At 69.3% G+C, this 20,788-nt stretch carries 18 protein-coding genes and 1 pseudogene; 4 read left to right on the top strand and 15 right to left on the bottom strand.

Translation table 11 applies throughout. The features are described 5' to 3' along the window. The first annotated feature begins 40 nt into the window (after positions 1–40). Positions 41–2,623 (top strand): O-antigen ligase family protein, encoded by a 2,583-nt coding sequence (locus ACFE76_RS07580; protein WP_375431134.1) that lies wholly within the window; start codon positions 41–43, stop codon positions 2,621–2,623. A 97-nt stretch (positions 2,624–2,720) separates the two neighbouring features. Here the strand turns inward: ACFE76_RS07580 and ACFE76_RS07575 are convergent, their stop codons facing one another. The 8 genes and pseudogenes from ACFE76_RS07575 to ACFE76_RS07540 all read right to left on the bottom strand — a co-directional run bounded on the left by ACFE76_RS07575 (position 2,721) and on the right by ACFE76_RS07540 (position 11,427). After that, positions 2,721–3,458, bottom strand: a complete 738-nt coding sequence (locus ACFE76_RS07575) for a right-handed parallel beta-helix repeat-containing protein (protein ID WP_375431238.1) — start codon at positions 3,456–3,458, stop codon at positions 2,721–2,723. Between the two features lie 210 nt (positions 3,459–3,668). Beyond that, positions 3,669–4,148 (bottom strand): annotated as a pseudogene (locus ACFE76_RS07570) (DUF4082 domain-containing protein); the annotation flags it as partial. Positions 4,149–4,339: 191 nt separating this feature from the next. Further along, the gene (locus ACFE76_RS07565; RefSeq protein WP_375431237.1) at positions 4,340–5,677 is read right to left on the bottom strand and encodes a UDP-glucose dehydrogenase family protein; all 1,338 of its coding nucleotides are present in this window, start codon (positions 5,675–5,677) and stop codon (positions 4,340–4,342) included. Between the two features lie 23 nt (positions 5,678–5,700). Beyond that, entirely contained in the window at positions 5,701–7,095 is a 1,395-nt protein-coding gene (locus tag ACFE76_RS07560; RefSeq protein ID WP_375431236.1) for a glycosyltransferase family 4 protein, read from the bottom strand. Positions 7,096–7,331: 236 nt separating this feature from the next. Next, entirely contained in the window at positions 7,332–8,345 is a 1,014-nt protein-coding gene (locus tag ACFE76_RS07555) for a hypothetical protein (protein ID WP_375431133.1), read from the bottom strand. Next, a complete protein-coding gene (locus tag ACFE76_RS07550; protein WP_375431132.1) occupies positions 8,342–9,592 on the bottom strand; it encodes an MFS transporter in 1,251 nt (416 codons plus the stop codon). The genes ACFE76_RS07555 and ACFE76_RS07550 overlap by 4 nt, the downstream gene beginning before the upstream one ends. Before the next feature lie 42 nt (positions 9,593–9,634). Next, on the bottom strand, positions 9,635–10,216 hold the full coding sequence (locus ACFE76_RS07545; protein ID WP_375431131.1) for an acyltransferase: 582 nt from the start codon (positions 10,214–10,216) through the stop codon (positions 9,635–9,637). Positions 10,217–10,389: 173 nt separating this feature from the next. Continuing rightward, positions 10,390–11,427: a cation diffusion facilitator family transporter gene (locus tag ACFE76_RS07540; RefSeq protein ID WP_375431130.1), complete on the bottom strand. Its 1,038-nt coding sequence runs from the start codon at positions 11,425–11,427 to the stop codon at positions 10,390–10,392. Between the two features lie 155 nt (positions 11,428–11,582). Here ACFE76_RS07540 and ACFE76_RS07535 point away from each other — a divergent pair, with 155 nt between their 5' ends. Further along, complete coding sequence (locus ACFE76_RS07535) at positions 11,583–12,143, top strand: hypothetical protein (protein ID WP_375431129.1); 561 nt, start codon at positions 11,583–11,585, stop codon at positions 12,141–12,143. Positions 12,144–12,158: 15 nt separating this feature from the next. On the opposite strand, the gene malQ is transcribed toward ACFE76_RS07535, so the two are convergent. Beyond that, the gene (malQ, locus tag ACFE76_RS07530) at positions 12,159–14,297 is read right to left on the bottom strand and encodes a 4-alpha-glucanotransferase (protein WP_375431128.1); all 2,139 of its coding nucleotides are present in this window, start codon (positions 14,295–14,297) and stop codon (positions 12,159–12,161) included. A gap of 72 nt (positions 14,298–14,369) precedes the next feature. On the opposite strand from malQ, the gene ACFE76_RS07525 reads away from it, so the two are divergent. Together ACFE76_RS07525 and ACFE76_RS07520 are read left to right on the top strand one after the other, a co-directional pair. Further along, a complete protein-coding gene (locus ACFE76_RS07525) occupies positions 14,370–14,846 on the top strand; it encodes an EVE domain-containing protein (RefSeq protein WP_375431127.1) in 477 nt (158 codons plus the stop codon). After that, positions 14,843–15,331 (top strand): metallophosphoesterase family protein, encoded by a 489-nt coding sequence (locus tag ACFE76_RS07520; protein WP_375431126.1) that lies wholly within the window; start codon positions 14,843–14,845, stop codon positions 15,329–15,331. The genes ACFE76_RS07525 and ACFE76_RS07520 overlap by 4 nt, the downstream gene beginning before the upstream one ends. Positions 15,332–15,466: 135 nt before the next feature. Here ACFE76_RS07520 and rlmN read toward each other — a convergent pair whose 3' ends face one another. From rlmN to rpsB, 6 genes are all read right to left on the bottom strand, one after another. Further along, positions 15,467–16,693, bottom strand: a complete 1,227-nt coding sequence (gene rlmN / locus ACFE76_RS07515) for a 23S rRNA (adenine(2503)-C(2))-methyltransferase RlmN (protein WP_375431125.1) — start codon at positions 16,691–16,693, stop codon at positions 15,467–15,469. After that, the gene (locus ACFE76_RS07510; RefSeq protein WP_375431124.1) at positions 16,690–17,592 is read right to left on the bottom strand and encodes a phosphatidate cytidylyltransferase; all 903 of its coding nucleotides are present in this window, start codon (positions 17,590–17,592) and stop codon (positions 16,690–16,692) included. The genes rlmN and ACFE76_RS07510 overlap by 4 nt, the downstream gene beginning before the upstream one ends. A gap of 19 nt (positions 17,593–17,611) precedes the next feature. Next, positions 17,612–18,166, bottom strand: a complete 555-nt coding sequence (gene frr / locus ACFE76_RS07505) for a ribosome recycling factor (RefSeq protein WP_375431235.1) — start codon at positions 18,164–18,166, stop codon at positions 17,612–17,614. A 74-nt stretch (positions 18,167–18,240) separates the two neighbouring features. Then, the gene (pyrH, locus tag ACFE76_RS07500; protein ID WP_375431123.1) at positions 18,241–18,957 is read right to left on the bottom strand and encodes a UMP kinase; all 717 of its coding nucleotides are present in this window, start codon (positions 18,955–18,957) and stop codon (positions 18,241–18,243) included. 100 nt (positions 18,958–19,057) lie between these two features. After that, positions 19,058–19,876, bottom strand: coding sequence for a translation elongation factor Ts (gene tsf / locus ACFE76_RS07495; RefSeq protein ID WP_375431122.1), 819 nt, complete (start codon positions 19,874–19,876; stop codon positions 19,058–19,060). 42 nt (positions 19,877–19,918) lie between these two features. Then, positions 19,919–20,788, bottom strand: an 870-nt coding sequence (gene rpsB, locus ACFE76_RS07490) for a 30S ribosomal protein S2 (protein ID WP_375431121.1), incomplete at its 5' end; no start/stop codon positions are given.

Below are 20,788 nucleotides of genomic sequence, written 5' to 3'. Positions count from 1 at the left end.
CATGTTGCCGTCCACTAGGGGGCCTGCTCACGCCGGCATCGTGCTTTACGCCTGGGCAGGCGCGCTCCTCCTGATCCCATCGACGCTCCTCTTTGCCCCGCTGGGGGCAGCCGGCACCCCGGCCCAGATCCTCGGGCTTGTGGCCGGGCTGTGGTGGCTTGGGGTGCAGCTGAACCGTTCCCAGCACGTGATCCAGCCCTCCATCCCCACCCGGTCGGCAATGCTTGCCTTTGCTCTGGCCATGCTGTTCTCCTACGTATCAGCGGCGCGCCGCCCTGTGGAGGCCCTGGAGGTCAGCTCGGCTGACCGAGGGGTCATTCTGGTGGCGTCGTGGGCCGGTCTCATGCTCCTGACCACCGATGGGGTGGTGTCACGCCACCATCTGCTGAGACTGCTTCGTTTCCTGGTCACCTGCATGGCCTTGGTCGGGATCCTCGGAGTCGTCCAGTACGTGACACACACCTCCTACGTCGACCAGCTCGCCATTCCCGGGCTCTCGACCCACCAAACGCTCGGAAGCGTGTACGACCGCAATGGATTCGCTCGGACGGCCGGGACTGCGACCCACCCCATTGAGTTCGGGGTGGTGCTGACGATGGTGCTTCCAATCGCCCTGCACTTCGCGTTCACCGACGTGCACCGTTCGCGCTTTGCCCGGCTTGCCCCGGTGGTCGCCATCTGCGCCGCCCTCCCACTCACGATGTCGAGGTCTGCCTTCCTCGGGCTCGCCGTGGTCCTCGCCGTTCTGCTGCCCTCTTGGTCGCCTCCGCGCCGACGACTCGCCTACGTCGCTGTCATCGCGGGCCTCGGCGCCGTTTACCTGCTCCTTCCAGGGGTGCTGGGGACGATGGTCCGGCTGTTCACGGGCATCTCTGAGGACGACAGCGCCCGATCACGCACCGACAGCTACGGGCTGGCATTCGAGTTCATCCGCCAGCACCCCGTCTTCGGACGCGGAATCTCAACCTTCCTGCCCAGCTACCGAATATTGGACAACCAGTATCTCGGCCTGCTCATCGAAACGGGGGTCGTCGGCCTGGTCGCTTTTCTCGCTCTTCTGGCCACGACGCTGGTGGTCGCTCAGAAGATGAGCCGGGCATTGCCTGATCCCACGGACCGCAGCCTCGCCCGCTCGCTGATGGCCACGATCGCCTCCGCGGCTCTCGCCTGTGCCACCTTCGACGCCTTCGGCTTCCCTCAGGTGTCCGGCATGCTGTTCTTCGCCATCGGAGCAGTCGGTTCGCTTTTCCGCCTGAGCGGCTTCGTACTGACGGAGTCCCTCCCCGGCCAAGTCCGGGTCGATCTCGACTTCTCGAGCACCCGGCCCTCCTTCCCGCACCCCGGACGCACGGGGGACGAGTGCAGGACAGCTCGGGTCAGAGGGCACGGGGACAACCGGGCCACCAGCGCTGCAGCCACACGATCCGCCGACGAGTGGGACTGGTCCTTGCCCGAGGAGCCGGGAGGATGGAATGACCTCATCGTCATCGCAGCGGGTGTCTCGTGGGACGACCCCTGGATGTCGGAAAAGCACTTAGCGCTTGCCCTGAGTGAGCGGGTTCCTGTGCTCTACGTCGACCCGCCTGTCTCCACGCTGACCTGGTTGCGGAAACCGCACCTGCGATCACGGCCCCTGAGCTCGTCGGTGCGTGTCGTGCTTCCAGGCCTGGCCCGCGTCACACCGGTCTCTCTGCCCGGTGTGACTCGCCCGGTGCTCCGTGAAGTCGCACGATTGATGACACGTCGTGCCATCCGGCGAGCGGTTCATCGACTTGGGGCGGCTCGCGTCGACGCGATCGTCGCCGCTTCCTTCGACGACGTCCTGAACTCCAGCCGAGCCCGCCTCCGTGTCCTGTGGGGTACGGACGACTGGGTCGCCGGAGCGGATCTCATGGGCATACCCGTCGAGCGCCTCGAGCAGGAGGAGTCGCGACAGCTGTCGAATGCAGACCTCATCATGGGTGTCAGCCAACAATTGGCCGAGCGTTGGGCCGCACCCGGTCGGGCGGTGCACATCTTCCCGAACGGTTGCGATGCCCGAGCCCTAGCCCGAACGAGCTCCGACTCACCCGCGGATGACGTGACGCTACCGCGCCCGACCGCGGTCTTCCTCGGACACATTTCCGAACGCATTGACATTCAGATCCTGCAGGCGGTCGCTGACGCCGGCGTGAATCTGCTGCTCGTCGGACCTCTTGCGCTCACGTCCAGCTTGGAAGGATTCGAGTCGCTGACCGCGCGTCCGAACGTGCAGTGGACCGGGCCGCGGCCCTTCCCGGACTTACCGCGGTACCTGGCCGCGGCTTCGGTCGGGTTGACCCCTTATGTGACGTCACCGTTCAATCAGGGCAGCTACCCGCTGAAGACCATCGAGTACCTCGCCGCCGGGCTCGATGTGGTGTCCACCGACCTCCCGGCGGCGCGAGCCCTGCCCGACGGACTGGTCCACATCGCCTCCACCCCTGCCGCGTTCGCCGCGCTGACCGCTCACCTCGCCAGGAACCCGACTGGCCCCGAGCGTCGGCGCGCCGGCCAGACGTTCGCGCAGGACCACAGTTGGGAAGCGCGCGCATCGCAGTTCCTCGGGCTGATCGGCCATCCTGCGAGCCTTGTCAGCAAATAGCGCCACCGTTCGGAGACATTTTCCACTGACAGGAGTGCTGGCGACTTGATGGAGGCAGCGGGCATTCTTGGCTCCCGGCATTGCGCGCTTTCGGCCCCTAGAGCGTCAATGCCGCACCGGTGGAATCGACAACATTGGCCGACTGCAGGATAGGTACGTTCACGTTCGAACGACCGTAGGTGAAGTTATCGCCGAAGTGGTTGCCCCTAATCGAGATGCTGCGGATGACGTAGCGACCGTCAGCACCATCAACGCAGAAGACGGTGTAGTTGCCGCCATTAAGCTTGTTGTTCTCGATGATCAGGGGACCGTTCGTGGTCGGACCGAGATCCGGCGCAAGGAACAAAGCCGCATTCGCTCGGGAGGTCGTGGCAAGGTCGATCGTGTTGTGTCTGACGACTGTGTCCGTGACGCCGCTCTGGACCTGCCCTCCGTCAGCATGGGCGCCGGCGGCCGGGGCAAGGTCATGAATCCACGAGTCCTCAAGCAACACGTCGCTGCCCAGCTTCACCCCGTCGCCGAACGTCCCACGAATCTCGACCCGGCGCGCAGTCCAATCGTCGAACCCGATGCCGTTCTCGCAGCCGCCGCTGATCTCACTGTCCTCGATGGTAAGAGTGCCGGCACCCTGGGTCTGCACGCAGAACGCGTCGTCCCCGCTCCCCTTGATCCGGGAGTTCCTGATCGTGACTCCGGCAGCACGCACCACCACCGGGCCGGTGATATCCAGACCGTTGACGACAGCTCCCGGCTGGGTGATCGTCAGACCGCCGGTGGGGGTGAGCGCTACGCCGGACGGAACACCGGTGGTGCTGGCGGCCGGGAACGCGCCCACAGCAGGAGGAGCTGAGGCGGTGCTCGAGGTCGAGCTAGGGCTCGGACTAGGGCTTGTGCTCAGGCTAGGGCTAGGGCTCGGACTAGGGCTTGGGCTGGGGCTTGTGCTGGGCGTGGGAGAAACCGTCGGGACGGGGCTCGGGCTTGTGCTGGGCGCGGGAGGAACCGTCGGGACCGGGCTCGCCGCGAAGATCACGTCGACGAAGTAGTTGGTGAAGTTGTGGGTCTGGCTCGGGTACTTGATGCTCGACCCGTACCGGTACACGCCAGAGAGTCCGGCAAGATTAGTTCCGGTCGTGGGCCAGGAGTAACCGGCCGCGAAGGGGTAGTGCCCCTTCGGCGCCAGCGTCGCTGCTGTCAGTGTGGCCCCAGCGGCGACAGTCACGGGAGAGGAGAAGTAGACCGACTGCCATCCGGACGTGGACTCCTGCACATAGGACGCTTTCGCGAGCTGTACTCCCGCAGACGAGTACAAGGCTCCCACGTGTGTACCAGTGTTGCCGGATCCCTTGTAGAACCGAACACCTATCACCTTGCCATTGACTTTGGTCTTGAATTTTAATCCGACCGTGACGGAAAGGCTGTCACTAGCCGACTTGATCGCCGGGACCGTCGACCCGAACAGGCTCTCGGTCGTTGCGTCAGCTCCTGCAGGACGCAGGAGAGCGACGAACGCGATCAGGGAAAGCATGACAACTGAGATGGTGCGTAGTCGCATCTAATAGCCGTTTCGTTGAGGTCGGAAAGACATTGACCCCCGGGGACAACAAACCCCTAATTAGCTGCCTCGGCGAGAGTACACCGCTCCCCGACGACTTGCACCCTCACCGACGAGATCAGTGACTTAAGTCCCGATCTCAGTTCGCATCGCGCACGCCGAGATCAGCGGCGACCCAACGCACGGTAGGTCCAGCCCGCGGCCCGCCACCGCGCCGCGTCGAGCGCGTTGCGACCGTCGAGCATCCGGGGCTTGGCCACCAGGTCCCGCAGCTGTACCGGATCGAGGGCGATGTACTCGGGCCACTCGGTCAGCAGCAGCACCAGCTCGGCCCCCCGGACAGCCTCGTCGGCGGTCTCGGCGAACACGAGGTCGGGCCACTTCGCCGAGGCGTTGGCGATCGCCTGCGGGTCGGTCACCACCACGTCAGCCCCCTGCAAGGTCATCTGGGCAGCCACGCTGAGTGCTGGGGAGTCCCTGACATCGTCGCTGTCCGGCTTGAACGCCGCGCCCAGGACAGCGATCCGACGTCCCACGATAGAGCCTTCGCAGACCTCGCGGGCGAGATCGACCATCCGGACCCGTCGCCGCATGTTGATCGAGTCCACCTCCCGCAGGAAGGTCAGTGCCTGGTCGACCCCGAGCTCGCCCGCCCGGGCCATGAAGGCGCGGATGTCCTTCGGCAGGCAGCCGCCGCCGAACCCCAGACCGGCGTTGAGGAAGCGGCGACCGATCCGTGCGTCGTACCCGATCGCGTCGGCCAGCTGGACCACGTCGCCACCGGTGACCTCGCACAGCTCAGCCATGGCGTTGATGAAGGAGATCTTCGTGGCCAGGAAGGAGTTGGCGGCCACCTTGACCAGCTGAGCCGTCGCGTAGTCGGTGACCACGACCGGAACCCCGTTGGCCACCGCCTTCGCGTAGACCCGGTTGAGGACGACCACCGCCCGCTCCCCCGCCGGGCCCTCCGGCACGCCGTACACCAGGCGGTCGGGGGAAAGGGTGTCCTTGACGGCGAGCCCCTCGCGCAGGAACTCGGGGTTCCAGACCAACGTGGCGCTGGGCTCGACCGAGCGGACCTGCTCGGCGAGCCGCTCGGCGGTGCCGACCGGCACCGTCGACTTACCGACCACCACGTCCCCCGGCTTCAGGTGCGGCAGCAGCTGCTGCAGGGCAGCGTCCACGTGACGCAGGTCGGCGGAGTTCTCCCCCCGGCGTTGCGGAGTCCCGACGCAGATGAAGTGCACCTGAGCGGACGCCGCCGAGCCCAGATCGGTCGTGAACTGGAGCTGACCGGTCCGCTCTCCTTCGCCGAGGAGCTCGGTCAGGCCCGGCTCGAAGAACGGGGCCTGACCGGCGTTCAGCTCCGCCACCTTGCCGGCGTCCACGTCCACTCCGACGACGTCGTGACCCAGGCTGGCCATCGCGGCGGCGTGGACCGCCCCGAGGTAGCCGCAACCGATGACCGAGAGGGAGACGGCCTCAGACGTCCCCTCCCACATTGGCTGCCCGTCGAGCTCGGCGATCACGCGGTGCTCCTCTCTAGAGCGTCGGGCTCGAGGGCCCGGCTCGTGTCCAGCTCGACGTACGTGCGGTCGCGATGGTCCGGCGGCCCTTCGAACAGATCGGTGTCGTCGACGAGCTCGACCACGGGAGCCGATCTCGGGTCGGCTCCACCGGTCAGGCCGTCGAACACGCCCACATAGCCTGGGACCTGGGTGCGCCAGTCCAGGAGCTCCACCACCCGCTTGCGGGCGGCACGGCCCAGGCGGCGCCGCAGCTCGTCGTCGTCGAGCAGCCGCTCGACCTCATCGGTGTAGGCCTGGAGATCGCCGGAGGCGACGTAGAGCACCGTCTCGCCGCCGGAGACCCGGGTCTCGGTCAGGTCGAACGCCACCGAGGGGAGGGCGTAAGCCATGTACTCCATGGTCTTGTTCATCGTCGAGACGTCGTTCAGCGGTGACTTGAGGTCCGGGCACAGCCCGATGTCGGCGCTGCTCAGGTGGTCAGCGATCATCGCGAGGTCCGCCCGGCCGGTGAAGGTGACCACGTCGTCGAGCTCGAGCTCGCTCGCCCGACGCCGCAGCTGCTCAAAGCAGTCGCCGAAGCCCATCAGCGTCGCCCGCACATCGGTGCGGCCGCGGTGGTGGACCAGCTCGTGCATGACCTCCAAGACGATGTCGACACCGTCCTGCGGACCCATGATCCCGAGGTAGACCAGCGACTTGGGCCGTCCGGGCTGAGTGGCCTGGTGGGACGGAAGGGGTCGCATCCGGCGGGTGTCGGGGCCGCTGCGCACCACGACGACGTCCTCGGGCCAGCGACGACCGCGGCGGATCGCGACCGACCGGTAGGACTCGTTGGTGGAGATGACCCGGTCCGCCGTCCGGTAGGTCATCTTCTCCAGCCAGCGCAGTCCCCAGTACTGGAGCTTCCCGTTGGACGTCTTCGGCTCCCCGAACCGCGAGAGGTAGAGCTCGGGGTTCAGGTCGTGCTGGTCGAAGACGAAGCTCACCCCCTGCCGACGCCAGAGCCACGCCAGCGCCCAGTAGGTGTCCGGCGGGTTGCAGGCCTGGATGACCTCGAAGGGCCGGTCCCGCCAGATCCCGAAGGAAAGCCACGCGGTACGCAGCCAGCTGTAGACGAACTCGAGCAGGAAGCCCTTGGCGCCGTCCACCTGAGGAGCCGGACGGTACTTGTGGATCCGGACCTCGTCGATGACGTCGAAGGAGGGGTCTCCTGGGCCCTTGGGGCAGATCACGCTCACGGCGTAGCCCGCGTCCCTCAGGGCCTGGCACTCCAGCCAGACCCGACGGTCGAGGGGGACGGGCAGGTTCTGCACGACGATCAGGACGTGCGGCTGGCTGGTCGGGGGTCGCTGGTCGCGACGACCACGTGCGCGCGGAGCAAGCTTGAGCATGGCGGCCACGTCAGCGACCGTCCGTCGGCAAAGTTGCTCGGGGGAGCGGGTTGCTGGCGGTGTCGACCTCGCCGGGCTGCTGGCGAACAGGCACCGCGGGTCCGCAGTCCCGACTAGCTCGAAGGGTAGTGGTGGGGGGCGCGGTCATGGTCGTCATCGACTTCTCCTCGGCTGGGCTGGGACTGGTGGTGCCGCCGGGGGGTGCGGGTGGACTGTGACGCTGACGCAGGGGCTGCTCACCGGACAACTGCCGGCGAGCTGGCTTGGGGGACGAGAACGGTCGGGGTGCCCAGGCCATCGGCCGGGACCTCCCAGACGTCGGTCGTGGTGGCCTCGGTACCGGTGCGTGGCAGGGCGTAGAGGACGGAGGAGCGGTCGAGCCACTCGACCTGGTCGTCGACACTGCGGGTCTCGGCGAGCAGGGTCTCCCTGGAGGTGGCGAGGTCGAGCACGGCGAGCCGCCAGACTCCGGGGGTGGCGTTGCCGAGCCGCTTCTTGTAGGCGACGTGCGTCCCGTCCGGGGACAGCGACGGACACTCGGCGTCGGTTCGGAGGGCGGTCATGGTGCGGGCCCGGATGCTGCCGCGCACCAGCCAGGTGGTGCTGCCCGAGGCAGCCGTGGCGTAGAACGTGTCGTCATCAGCAGCGAAGGTCACGCCCCAGAAGTTGCGGTTCAGCGCCCTCAGGTCAGACCCGTCCGGCAAGGTGGTCCGCCAGGTCTCCAGGTTTCCCAGGGCCCTCCCGTCCTCGCGGATGATCGTCGAGGTCGAGAACGAGGTCGAGGCGTAGGAGTGCCCGGTGACGAAGGTGGTCGTCGAGACCAGGCGGCCGTCGGCCGACATCCGCGCCCGACTGGGCTCTCCCGTCAACACCGTCGAGGTGGTCGGTCGCAGAGCGTCGTCGAGCATGGACACCCCGTAGCTGGGGGTCATCCCCCGGCTCGCGGTCACGCAGACGCCGGCCCGCGGAGCGGCGTAGACCCGCGCGCAGCTCACGTCACCGACCACGGCCCGTGGCCCAGCCGGGTCGGCGAGCGGGACGAGGGCCAGCTTGCCGTAGTCGGCGCCGAGCGCGCTGTTGCGGAACACCAGGTGGGGAGCGGCGAGAGCCGCGGCGACCGCGATGGTCGGCACCGGAGTGGCGGCCGCGGGTGCCGTCACCGCACTGCGGGCATACACGAAGTAGCCGGCAGCCACCACGAAGCAGAGCACGCCGATCACCGCGAGCAGCACCATCCGCCCCCGCGTCACGACGAGGCTTCCGCGGTACGGCGCAGCCGCAGCAGGCCGGCGGCGACCGGCAGCACGGCCGTCAGACCCACCGCGACCACGACCATCGCGGTCGAGCGACCGGTCAGCGTCCACAGCAGCCCGAAACCCACCGAGGATCCGAACCGGCTCAACGCCACCACCGTCTGCGCTGCGGCGATCCCACTGGCGCGGCTGGCTGGCGGTACCAGCCGGCTCGCGATCGCGGCCAGCACGCCGTCGGTGGCGGCGTAGAACGTCCCCAGCAGCGCCAGCACCGCGATCACCCAGGCGGCGCCGCCGAGCTGGGTCGCGGTCAGCACGTAGGCACCGACCAGGGCGAGGTGACCGCCGAGGAAGACCCGTGCCCGGCCGACACGGTCGGCCAACCTGCCCAGCGGGACCGCCAACAGCAGGTAGACCGCGTTGGTCCCGACCATCAGCAACGGGAACCAGCTCGCCCCGAAGGTGCCGGCGCCCGCGAGGACGAGGTAGAGGAACCCGTCGCCGACCGTCAGCAGCCCGAGCAGACCAGCCGCGACAAGCACGCGGCGCAGCCGAGGGTCGGTCAGGTCGCGCCAACGCATCCGAGGGCCGGCTTCCGCCGCCGCTGCGATCACGCGAGGCGACCGACCGGGCACCGCCAGGACGAGGACCGCGAGCCCCACCACAGCAGCCGCGGCGCTCAGCACGAAGACGGAGCGGTAACCGCCGAGGCCGACAGGGATGGACATCAAGATGGCGAACGCCGCCAGCGGACCGACGAGCGCGCCGGCCGTGTCCATCGCTCGATGGACGCCGAAGTTACGGCCGAGCTGGTGCTCGGCACTGGCGCCCGCGATCAACGCGTCACGCGGACCAGTGCGGAGCCCCTTGCCGAGTCGGTCGAGGGCGACCGTACCGGTCAGCGCACCGAAACCGGAGGCCGGGAGCAGCAGGAACCGGGAGACCGCGGAGACCCCGTAGCCGAGCAGCGCGACTTCCTTGCTGCGCTGAGTCCGGTCGGCCCACCAACCCCCCAGGACGCGCACCACCGCCGAGACGCCCTGGTACACCCCGTCGAGGAAACCGTAGGCCAGCGGGCTCATGCCCAGGACCGCGGTGACGTAGAGCGGCAGCACCGCCACCACCGCTTCGGAGGAGATGTCGGTGAAGAAGCTCACCGCACCGAGCGCCAGCACGGTGCCCGGCACCCCGCGGCGCAGGCCCGTCGGCGGTACCTGGTCGTCGAGGACCAGAGCAGTCGGCAACGGCTGCTCCGGTGTACCGCGCAACGTCACGTACACGAGCGCTCAGACCTCTCGGGCGAGCAGCTCGCCGTCCTGCACGGTGTAGCGGCGCTTGCACTCGCAGACGAGGTCCTCCGGCAGGCGCCGACCGCAGACGCACGCCCACCCGATCATCCGAGCCGGGTTGCCAACGACGAACCCGTGGTCGGGGACGTCGCGGGTGACCACCGCGCCCGCGCCCACGAACGCGTGGGCGCCGATGCTGACGCCGCAGACCACGACCACCCGCGCGCCGAGGGTGGCACCCTTGCCGACCGTGGTGCGGTCCAGCTCCTCGCCGGTCTTCTTCAGGTGCGCGCGGGGGCGCAGGTCGTTGGTGAAGGTCACGCCAGGACCGAGGAAGACGTCGTCGGCCACGGTGACACCGGCGAAGACCATCACCTGGTTCTTGACCGTCACCCGGTCGCCGAGAACGGCACCACCCTCGACGTAGGCGCCGTCGCACACGTTGCAGTCGCGCCCGACCACGGCGCCCTTCAGGACGTGGGCGAAGGCCCACACGCGAGTGCCCGCGCCGACCTCGTCGCTCTCGCAGAGGCCGGCGGGATGCACGAAGACGGCAGTCGTCTCCCCCGATGAGCGCATGTGGAATCCCCCGATTTGTCAGCGCCTTGCTTCTGCTGAGCGTTGCCGGAGCGACGACAGCAGAACGGACACCAGTCTGCACCGACGCGGAGGGGCGCGAGCGGAAAGTTAAGAACTCGTATCAGGGAGGGCCAGATTTGTTTCTGACGTGCTAGCGGCGGACTGGGTCAAAGTCATACCCGTCGGGACCCAGCTCCGCCGGCTGCCTCGTGGTCCGGTCCTCCGACCTGCAGCGACACCTCGTCGGGGGTGGCCAGGGTCAAGACGGCCTCCTCGATGTTGGCGTTCTGCTCGAGGTCCCGCTCGACCCGGCGGAGCCGGACGGCGAGGTCGTGCTCACGGTCGTCGCCGGACATGTCGATGGCGGCGACCAGGTAGAGCCGGCCGGGTCCGACGAACTCCAGGTGCAGGTAGGTCACCCGCTCGACGTCGGCTCGCTCGAGCAGCCCGCGGAGCACCTCTTCGCGCATCTGGGGGCGGACGGCCTCACCCACGAGGAAACGCCGGTTGCGGTCGATCAGGAAGATCGCGACGACGGCGAGCAGGGCGCCGACCATGATCGAGCCGATCGCGTCGGGGATGACCGACCCGGTCGCCTGGTGCAACGCGATTCCCACGACCGCGATCAGGATGCCGATGAGTGCCGCCGCGTCCTCGGCGAAAACCGCCCGCAGGGTCGAGTTGGAGGTGCTCGAGACGTACTCGAGCAGCCCGCGGTCGAGGCCCTTCGCTGCGGCACGTGACTGCATGAAGGCCTGCCGAAAGGAGATGCCCTCGAGCACGAAGGCGAGGGCCAGCACGATGTAGGCGATCAGGTAGTCCCCGGCCGGTTCCGGGTCGAGGAGCTCGGTGACGCCGTGCCAGATCGAGACGATAGCGCCGGCGGTGAAGAGACCGAACGCGGCGAAGAGCGACCAGACGTAGGACTCTCGCCCGAAACCCATGGGGTGGTGCGCGTCCCGCCCGCGTTCGGCTTTGCGCTCGGCGACGAGCAGGAAGATCTCGTTGCCGGTGTCTGCCCAGGAGTGCGCCGCCTCGGCGAGCATCGACGCTGAACCGCTGATCACGGCGGCGACCGACTTGGCGATGGCGATCAGCAGGTTCGCCGCGAAGGCGATGACGACGGTCTTCAGGCTTTCGCCTCCGCTTTTCGCGGGTTCGGACTCGTCCTGGTTCGGCGTACTGACCGCCGCAGCGGCTCTTTCGGGCATGGGGAAAGCCTAACGACGGATACCCAACCGGAGTTCCGCCTACGCTGACAGGCTCCTGCCAGGACACTGCCAGTCACACCCCAGGTTGACCCACCACAGTTGACCGAACACTCGAGCACCACCGGGCCGCCGCGGCCCCGACGCCAGGAGCACAGATGAACCGCACCGCCAAGACCCTCACCGTCACCGCCACCGGGGCGCTCGCCCTCGGCCTCGGCCTTGGGGTGGCCGGCCTCGCCTCCGCCGACCCGAGCACCTCGCCCAGCCCCACCCCCAGCGCGAGTGCGCCCGCCGCAACGCCCAGCGGAGCGCCCGGCGACCGTCGCGGCGGCCCCGGTCGTGGGGAGCACGGGCAGCAGCTGGCCCTGCAGCTCGCCGACAAGCTCGGGGTCGACCAAGCCAAGGTCGAGACCGCCCTGCGGACCTATCGCGAGGCCAACCGTCCGACCACCAGGCCCGACCCGGGTACGAAGCGGGCACCCAAGGCGGAGGACGACGCTGCGCTCGCTCAGGCCCTGGCCACGTCCCTCGACGTCGACCAGGCCAAGGTGACGACCGCGCTCGCCGAGATCCGCGCCGCCGAGAAGTCCGCGCGGGACAAGGCCGTCGACGACCGGCTCGCCGACGCCGTCAAGGCCGGGACGCTGACCCAGACCGAGGCCGACGCGGTGAAGAAGGCCGCCGACGCCGGCATCGTGCACGTCGGCCCCCGCTGACGGTGACGCATGGGGTCAGCGGCGGTTCTGGCCCTCGAAGACCTCCGCCAGGGCGGCGACGCGGTCGCTGGTGAAGACGTCCTCGAGCAGGACGGGCTCGCCGGCGGAGCCGGTGAGCGGCACCCGCCAGTTGGGGTACTCGTTGGTCGTCCCTGGCTGGTTCTGGGCCTGGCGGTCGCCGACGGCGTCGGTCAGGGCTACGCACTGCAGCCGTGACGGGGTGAGCGTCAGGTAGCGGTGCAGTGCCTCGATGATCGCGGCTTCGGAGGTCTCGGTCGCGGCCAGCAGACCGGTGCGTTCGAGCTGGTCGGTCCACGCCCGGCGCTCCTCCGCGGCGGCCTCGAGCTCAGCGGCGAGCGGCCGGGTGAGCACTCCCAGCCGTTCCCGCAGCCGGACGTGGTCCCCCGCCAGGTACGCCGCGGTCGGCGGCAGGTCGTGGGTGGTGACCGAGGCCAGGCACAGCTCGCGCCAGCGGTCCGGCGCCAACGGCAGCCGGTCACCCTCCCAGTCGAACTCGAACCACAGGATCGAGGTCCCGAGGATCCCGCGCTCGCTGAGGTAGTCCCGCACCCAGGGCTCCACCGTGCCCAGGTCCTCCCCCACCACCAGCGCCTCGGCCCGGTGCGCCTCGAGGGCCAGGATGCCGACCATCGCCTCGTGGTCGTAGCGCACGTACGTGCCCTCGGTCGGGCCGAGGCCGGCCGGGATCCACCACAGCCGGAAAAGACCGATCACGTGGTCGACCCGGATCCCGCCGGCGTGCCGCAGGATCGTGGAGACCATGGCCCGGAAGGGGGCGTACGCGGTCTCGGCGAGCCGGTCGGGTCGCCACGGCGGCTGGCTCCAGTCCTGACCGTTCTGGTTGTACGGGTCTGGCGGCGCCCCGACGGTGATCCCGGCGGCGTAGCTGTCCTGGAGGCTCCAGGCGTCGGCGCCGGCCGGGTGCACGCCGACCGCGAGGTCGTGCATCACGCCGAGACCCATCCCGGCGCGGCGACCGGCCTGCTGGACGGCGGCGAGCTGTTCGTCGAGCTGCCACTGCAACCAGGACTGGAACGAAACCTCCTCGGCGTGCTCGGCGGCAAAGGCCCGTACGGCCGGGGAGCTCGGGTGCCGGAACTCCGCCGGCCAGTCGCCGGTCCCCCGTCCCAGCTGTTCCGACAACACCGCCCAGGTGGCGAAGTCCTGCAGCCCGACCCCTTCCCGGCGCCGGTACGCGGCGAAGGCGAGCTCTCGGCCGGGCGTCCGTGGCACCGCGAAGACCAGCCGTAGCGCCGCCCGCTTGGCCGTCCAGGACCGGTCCCGGTCGATCGGCACCGCCGGCCCGTCGGCGGTCGCCACCTGGGCTTGCAACGCCGCGATCTGCTGCCGCTGGGCGTCGGTGGCGCTCGCGTACTCGGGAATCCGCTCCGGCCGCAGGTACATCGGGTTGGTGAACCGCCGGGTGGTGGGCAGATAGGGCGACGGCTCCAACGGCGGTAGCGGTTCGGCCGCGTGCAGCGGGTTGATCAGCACGAAGTCGGCGTCGTGCTCGGCCGCCGACCAGACGGCCAGGTCCTCGAGGTCGGTCAGGTCTCCCACGCCCCAGGACTGCCGGGAGCAGACGCTGTAGAGCTGGGCGGCCAGCCCCCACGCCTTGCGGTCGCCCAGCCGATCGGGCACCCCCAGCCAGGTGGGTGTGACGATCAGCTCGGTGGTGCCCTCCGCTGACTCGCTGCGCGCCCGCAGCCGGTGGTAGCCCAGGGGCAGGTCCTCGGGCAGCCCGAACAGCTGTTCGGCCACCATCCGGTCACCGACCCGGCGCGCAGGGCGGCCGCCGGGACGGCGGACGACGTCGTCACGCCGCCCACCGTTCTCCAGCTCGATCCAGGCTTCGATCTGCTCCCCCTGCGCCGGGTGCACGAGCACCTCGACGGGCTGACCGCGGCGGAAGGCCACGCACGGCGGCAGCAACCGGGTCCACGGCAGCTCCTCGTGCGCGGCCAGCGCCGCCTCGGCAGCCTCGTCGGTGGCGGCGTCGACGCCCAGTCCCGCGAGCACCGCGACCAGGGTCTGGTCGGTGATCTGCCGGTGAGCACCCTGCCAGTCTCCGTAGGCGGTGGCGACGGACAGGGCATCGGCGAGCCGGTGCAGGGCAGAGGTCGGGCTGGGCATGGGCACCATCTTGTCGTGCCCGGACCGGAGTTCCCGACACGTCCGAGGGCGGCGGCCTGGAAGGATGGCGGGATGGCAACGGGAGGCTCGGTTCGGCGGTCCGACCTCGGCGCCTGGCTGCTGAAGTGCAACCCTACGGCGTGGGACCTGCCCGGCTTCTGGGCGGCTGGTGAGCGGCGGCTGACCTCGTGGGCGGTCCGGCCGGGCTACCGCAGCGCGATGATGCGACCCACCGACCGGGTGCTGTGGTGGGTGTCCGGGGACGGCCGAACCGGGTTCGCCCGCGGTATCTGGGGGCTGGGCCAGATCGTCGCCGAGGCGGAGACCTGGGTGGAGGACGAGGCTGGTTTCTGGCGCGAGCCGTCAGCCCGGCACGGGATCCGCGCCCGGGTGGCGGTGGACATCCCGCTGTTCGAGGAGCCGGTCACCGACGCCGAGCTGCGGACCAGCGGCATCGGAGACCTCGAGGTGCAGCGGCAGCCCTTCGCCGCCAACCCGTCGTGGCTGTCGCGCGAGCAGCTGGTGCGACTCGAGGACCTGCTGCCGTGAGGGTCATCGTGCTGTCCGACACGCACGCTCCGCGCTTCTGGAAGGACTGCCCGCCGGCGGTGGCCGCGTACCTGGCGACCGCCGACGTGATCCTGCACGCCGGCGACGTCTGTACGCCGGACGTCCTGGACACGCTGGCCGCCTTCGCCCCCGTGCACGTGGTGCTGGGCAACAACGACGGCCCGGACGTCGCCGCCTGGGGCGCTCCGGAGACCCTGGAGCTCACGCTCGGTGGGGTAGCCGTCGCGATGATCCACGACAGCGGGCCGAAGGACCGGCGGACCGCCCGGCTCCGCCGCCGCTTCCCCGCCGCCGACCTCGTGGTCTTCGGTCACTCCCACATCCCGATGGACGTCACCGGCGACGGCCTGCGCATCTTCAACCCCGGCTCCCCCACCGACAAGCGCCGCCAGCCGCACCGAACCCTCGGCATCCTGGAGCTGCACGACGGCACCATCAAGGCAACAATCGCTCAACTGCCCTAGTAGTCTGTCGCGACGACCGCCTGAGTTCGCGCCGGTGCCTGGACGACTAAGCGGGCAGGACACGCTTTTCCGTCCTGCCCACGCAGGAGGAAGGCATCGGATCAGAGCGAAATCTGCAGACCGAGCGGAGCGAGGTCAATCAAGCACAGTGGCCTTCAGCTGACCGCACGCGCCGTCGATCTCTCGACCGCGGGTGTCGCGGACGGTCACGGGAACCCCGCGAGCCTGCAGCCGGCGGACGAACTCGTCCTCGTCGCGGCGCCGGGAGGCGGTCCACTTGGAGCCAGGCGTGGGGTTCAGCGGGATCAGGTTGACGTGCACCCAGCCCCAGTTGCCGCGGCGGCGGAGCACCTTGGCGAGCAGGTCGGCCCGGCTGGCCTGGTCGTTGATGTCGCGGATCAGGATGTACTCGATCGAGACCCGACGCTTGGTCAGCTTGGCGTACTCCCAGGCGGCGTCGACGACCTCCTCGACGTTCCAGCGGGTGTTGATCGGCACCAGCTCGTCGCGCAGCTCGTCGTCGGGGGCGTGCAGCGACAGGGCCAACGTGACCGGGATACCCTCCTGCGCCAGCTGCTGCATCCGCGGCACCAGGCCGACGGTGGACACGGTGATGCCGCGAGCGCTCATGCCCAGACCGTCCGGCGCGGGGGTGGTCAGCTGACGCACCGCCCCGACGACCGCCTTGTAGTTGGCGAGCGGTTCGCCCATGCCCATGAAGACCACGTTGCTGACCCGGTCCCGAGCGTCGGAATCGTCCGGCCCACCGGCCGATCCGCCCGCGATCTGCCCGCGGTCGAGGCGACGGGCGCCGTCCATCACCTGTTCGACGATCTCGGCGGCACTCATGTTGCGCTGCAGGCCGCCCTGGCCGGTGGCGCAGAACGGGCAGGCCATGCCGCAGCCCGCCTGGCTGGACACACACATCGTCACCCGGTCGGGATAGCGCATCAGGACGCTCTCGACCAGGGCGCCGTCGTGCAGCCGCCACAAGGTCTTGACCGTCGTCCCGGCGTCGGCCTCGGTGGTCTTGACCGGCGTCAGCAACGTGGGCAGAAACGCCCGAGCCAGCTCGTCGCGGACGGCGGCCGGCAGGTCGGTCCAGTCGGCCGGGTCGTCACGCAGACCCTCGAAGTAGTGAGCCGACAGCTGACGGGCCCGGTACGCCCGTTGACCGGTCGCCTCGACCATCTCGCGCCGCTGGGTGGGGGTCAGGTCGGCCCAGTGCTGCGGCGGCTGGCCGCGACGGGGGGCGTTCATCACCAACGGCAGCGAACGGGTCGCTGCGGTGGGCGCGGGAGAGACGGCCTCAGCGGACGCGGGAGGCGTCGCCCCACCCGCAGCGTGCGGAGACGCGGTCATCCGCCGGGAACCAGTATGTACATGATCAGCCAGGCTACCGGGGCGGCGAGCAACAACGAATCCAAGCGATCCATCACTCCGCCGTGACCGGGCAGGAACGAGCTCATGTCCTTGATGCCGAGGTCGCGCTTGACCATCGACTCGACCAGGTCGCCGCAGGTGGCCACAGCCACGAGGCAGACCCCGAGCAGGACGCCGATCCACCAGGGTGCGTGCAGGCCGAGCACCGTCATGCAGACCGCCGCGACGGTGCCGAGCAGGACCGAGCCGGCAAAGCCCTCCCACGACTTCTTGGGACTGATCCTCGGGGCCATCGGGTGGCGGCCGAAGAGCACGCCGGCGATGTAGCCGCCGGTGTCGTTCATCACGACCACGAGCAGGAACGTGACCGTCCGGGCGACGCCGTCGGTGGGGGCCGCCAGGATCAGCGCAGCGAACGAGCCGAGCAGCGGCACGTAGCCGATGGTCAGCAGGCTGGCGGCCACGTCCTTGACGTAGCCCTCGGCCCCACCCGGCATCCGCCAGATCAGGCTGGCCAGCACGGTCAGGGCGAGCGAGGCCAACAGCACGCTGGTGGTGGAGAACACCACCGGGGACTGCCGTCCCGCGACGTAGGAACCGATGGCGATCGCGACGCTGCCCGCCACGATGGGCACGACCGCCGAGCGCATCCCGACCTTGAGCAGCGCCGTGTGCAGCTCGACGGAGGCCAGGGCCAGTGCGAGGCCGACCAGCAGCACGAAGCCGAACGGCCAGAAGAGCAGCGACGCGATGACGTACGCGCCCAGCCCGACGCCGACACCGATCGCCGCCGGCAGGTTGCGACCCGCGCGACCGAAGACAGGAGTCGCGCCCGCCGCGCCGGACGGCGGCGGGGTCGGCGAGGAGGACGCGTTCACGCCGGTGCCTGCGGCCCGCTCAGACGGCGAGCAGGTCGGCTTCCTTGTGCTTGAACAGGTCGTCGACGACGTCGGTGTGCTTCTTGGTGGCGGCGTCGAGCTGCTTCTCGGCGCGGGCCACCTCGTCCTCCCCGACCTCCTTGTCCTTGACCATCTTGTCGAGGGCGTCCTTGGCCGTGCGCCGTGCGCCGCGGACCGAGATCCGGGCGTCCTCCGCCTTGGCCTTGGCGAGCTTGATGTACTCCTTGCGGCGCTGCTCGGTGAGCTGGGGCAGCGTGACCCGGATCGTCTTGCCGTCGTTGGACGGGTTGACCCCGAGGTCGGAGTCGCGGATCGACTTCTCGATCGCGTTCACCGAGGACTGGTCGAACGGGGTGATCATGACCACCCGCGCGTCCGGCACCTGGAAGGTCGCCAGCTGCTGCAGCGGGGTCTGCGAACCGTAGTAGTCCGCCGTCAGCTTGGCGAACATCGCCGGGTGAGCCCGGCCGGTACGGATGGCGGCGAACTCTTCCTTGGCGTACTCGATGGCGCTGTCCATCTTGATCTCGGCTTCGAGGATGATGTCGGCGATCACAGGAATCGGTGCTCCTTGGTCGTGCGGGTCACGTGGTGGTGGATGGCCAGGCTCTCGTCGTGCCGGAGCGCTCAGGCGTGGACCGTCGTCCCGATCTTCTCACCCGAGACCACCTGCACGATGCTGCCCGCGGTGTCGAGACCGAAGAAGACCATCGGCAGCTGGTAGTCCCGGGCCATGCTGATGGCGGTCGCGTCGGCCACCTTCAGGTCGCGGGCGAGGTACTCGTCGTAGGTGAGGTCGTCGAACTTGACCGCGTCCGCGGCGGTCTTCGGGTCAGCGGAGTAGACGCCGTCGACGCCCTGCTTGCCCATCAGCAGCACCTCGGCCCCGATCTCGAGGGCGCGCTGCGCGGCGACGGTGTCGGTGGAGAAGTACGGCATCCCCGAGCCGGCGCCGAAGATCACGACCCGCCCCTTCTCCAGGTGCCGCTCGGCGCGGCGCGGGATGTAGGGCTCGGCGATCTGGCCCATGGTGATGGCGGTCTGGACGCGGGTCTGGACCCCCTGCTTCTCCATGAAGTCCTGCAGCGCGAGGCAGTTCATCACGGTGCCCAGCATGCCCATGTAGTCGGCCCGGTCGCGTTCCATGCCACGCTGCTGCAGCTCAGCGCCACGGAAGAAGTTGCCGCCGCCGACGACCACGGCCACCTGGACGCCGCTCTCCAGCACCACCTGCGCGATCTGCTCGGCCAGGCCGTGCACCACGTTGGGGTCCACGCCGACGTGACCACCGCCGAAGACCTCGCCGGACATCTTCAGCATCACCCGCTTGTAGGGTCCGCTCATCGTCGTCCTTCCTCAAACCTTGGGGGGTGCGGACCGCTCACGCGACCCGGGACAGACGAATGCGCTGCGGACCCGCAGGTCCGCAGCGCATTCTGTCACCTCAGGCGCCGGCCGCCTCGAAGCGGGCGAACCGGAGGACCTTCACCCCGGCGGCGTCGAGCTGCTTGCCGACCGTGGTCTTGTTGTCGGTCACCGAGGGCTGGTCGAGCAGGACGACGTCCTTGAAGAACGCGTTCACCCGGCCCTCGACGATCTTGGGGAGGGCCTGCGCGGGCTTGCCCTCTTCCTTCGCCGTGGCCTCGGCGATCCGGCGCTCGTTCTCCACCAGGTCGCTCGGCACCTCGTCGCGGCTCAGGTACTGCGGCCGCATCGCGGCGATCTGCATCGCTGCGGTCCGGGCCGCGGTCTCGTTGCTGCCCTCGTACTCGACGAGCACGCCCACCTGGGGCGGCAGGTCGGAGGCCCGGCGGTGGAGGTAGACCACCGTCTGGCCGTCGAAGTACGTGGCGTTGCTGACCTCGAGCTTTTCGCCGATCTTGACCGCGAGCTCGCCCACGGCCTCACCGACGGTCTGACCGGACGGCAGCGCGGCCGCGTTGGCCTCGTCCACGTTGCCGGCCTTGGTCGCGGCGACGGCCTGGACCGCGGCGCTGGCCAGGGTCTGGAACTCGTCGTTCTTGGCCACAAAGTCGGTCTCGGCGCCGAGCTGGAGCAGGGCGCCGTCGGCGAACGCCACCAGACCGTTGGTCGCGGAGCGCTCGGCGCCCCGCTTGGCGGCCTTGGCCTGGCCGTTGACCCGCAGGTACTCGACCGCCTGGTCGTAGTCGCCGTCGGCCTCGGTCAGCGCCTTCTTGCAGTCCATCATCCCGGCGCCGGTGGCGTCGCGGAGCTTCTTCACGTCAGCGGCAGTGATTGGCATCTCTTGGGTTCCTCGTCTTTTCGTGCGTGGTCAGGCAGCGTGTCAGTTGGCGACCGGCTGGTCGGTCTGCTGCTCGACGTCGACCGAAGCATCCGCGGCGGCCTCAGCTTCGACCGCAGCCTCCTCGGGCTGCTCAGCAGCCGGCACCGGAGCCGCGTCCTCGGCCGGGGTGGCCTCGGGCACCGCCGGCGCGGCGTCCTCGGCGGCACCCAGCAGCTCGCGCTCCCAGTCGGGCATCGGCTCGGCGACACCCTCGGGGGTCGCCTCGGTGCCGCTCTGCGCGCCGGAGCGGGCCACCAGGCCCTCGGCGACCGCGTCAGCCAGCACCCGGGTGAGCAGCGAGACGGAGCGGATCGCGTCGTCGTTGCCCGGGATCGCGAAGTCGACCTCGTCGGGGTCGCAGTTGGTGTCGAGGATGCCGATCACCGGGATCTTCAGCTTGCGCGCCTCGTCGACGGCGAGGTGCTCCTTCTTGGTGTCGACGATCCAGACGGCCTGCGGGGTCTTGCTCATGTCGCGGATACCGCCGAGGGTCTTCTCGAGCTTGACCATCTCGCGACGGAAGCCGAGCAGCTCCTTCTTGGTGAAGCCGGAGCCGGCCACGTCGTCGAAGTCCATGCCCTCGAGCTCCTTGAGCCGCTGGACACGCTTGATGACGGTCTGGAAGTTGGTGAGCATGCCACCGAGCCAACGCTGGTTGACGTAAGGCATCCCGACCCGGGTCGCCTGCTCGGCGATGGTCTCCTGCGCCTGCTTCTTGGTGCCGATGAACATGACCTGACCACCGCGGGCGACGACGTCCTTGACGAACGCGTACGCGCGGTCGATGTAGGTCAGCGACTGCTGCAGGTCGATGATGTAGATGCCGTTGCGCTCGGTGAAGATGAAGCGCTTCATCTTGGGGTTCCAGCG

Source organism: uncultured Friedmanniella sp., assembly GCF_964244005.1.
GTDB lineage: Bacteria > Actinomycetota > Actinomycetes > Propionibacteriales > Propionibacteriaceae > Microlunatus.
This window is presented reverse-complemented; position numbering and strand designations above follow the sequence as displayed.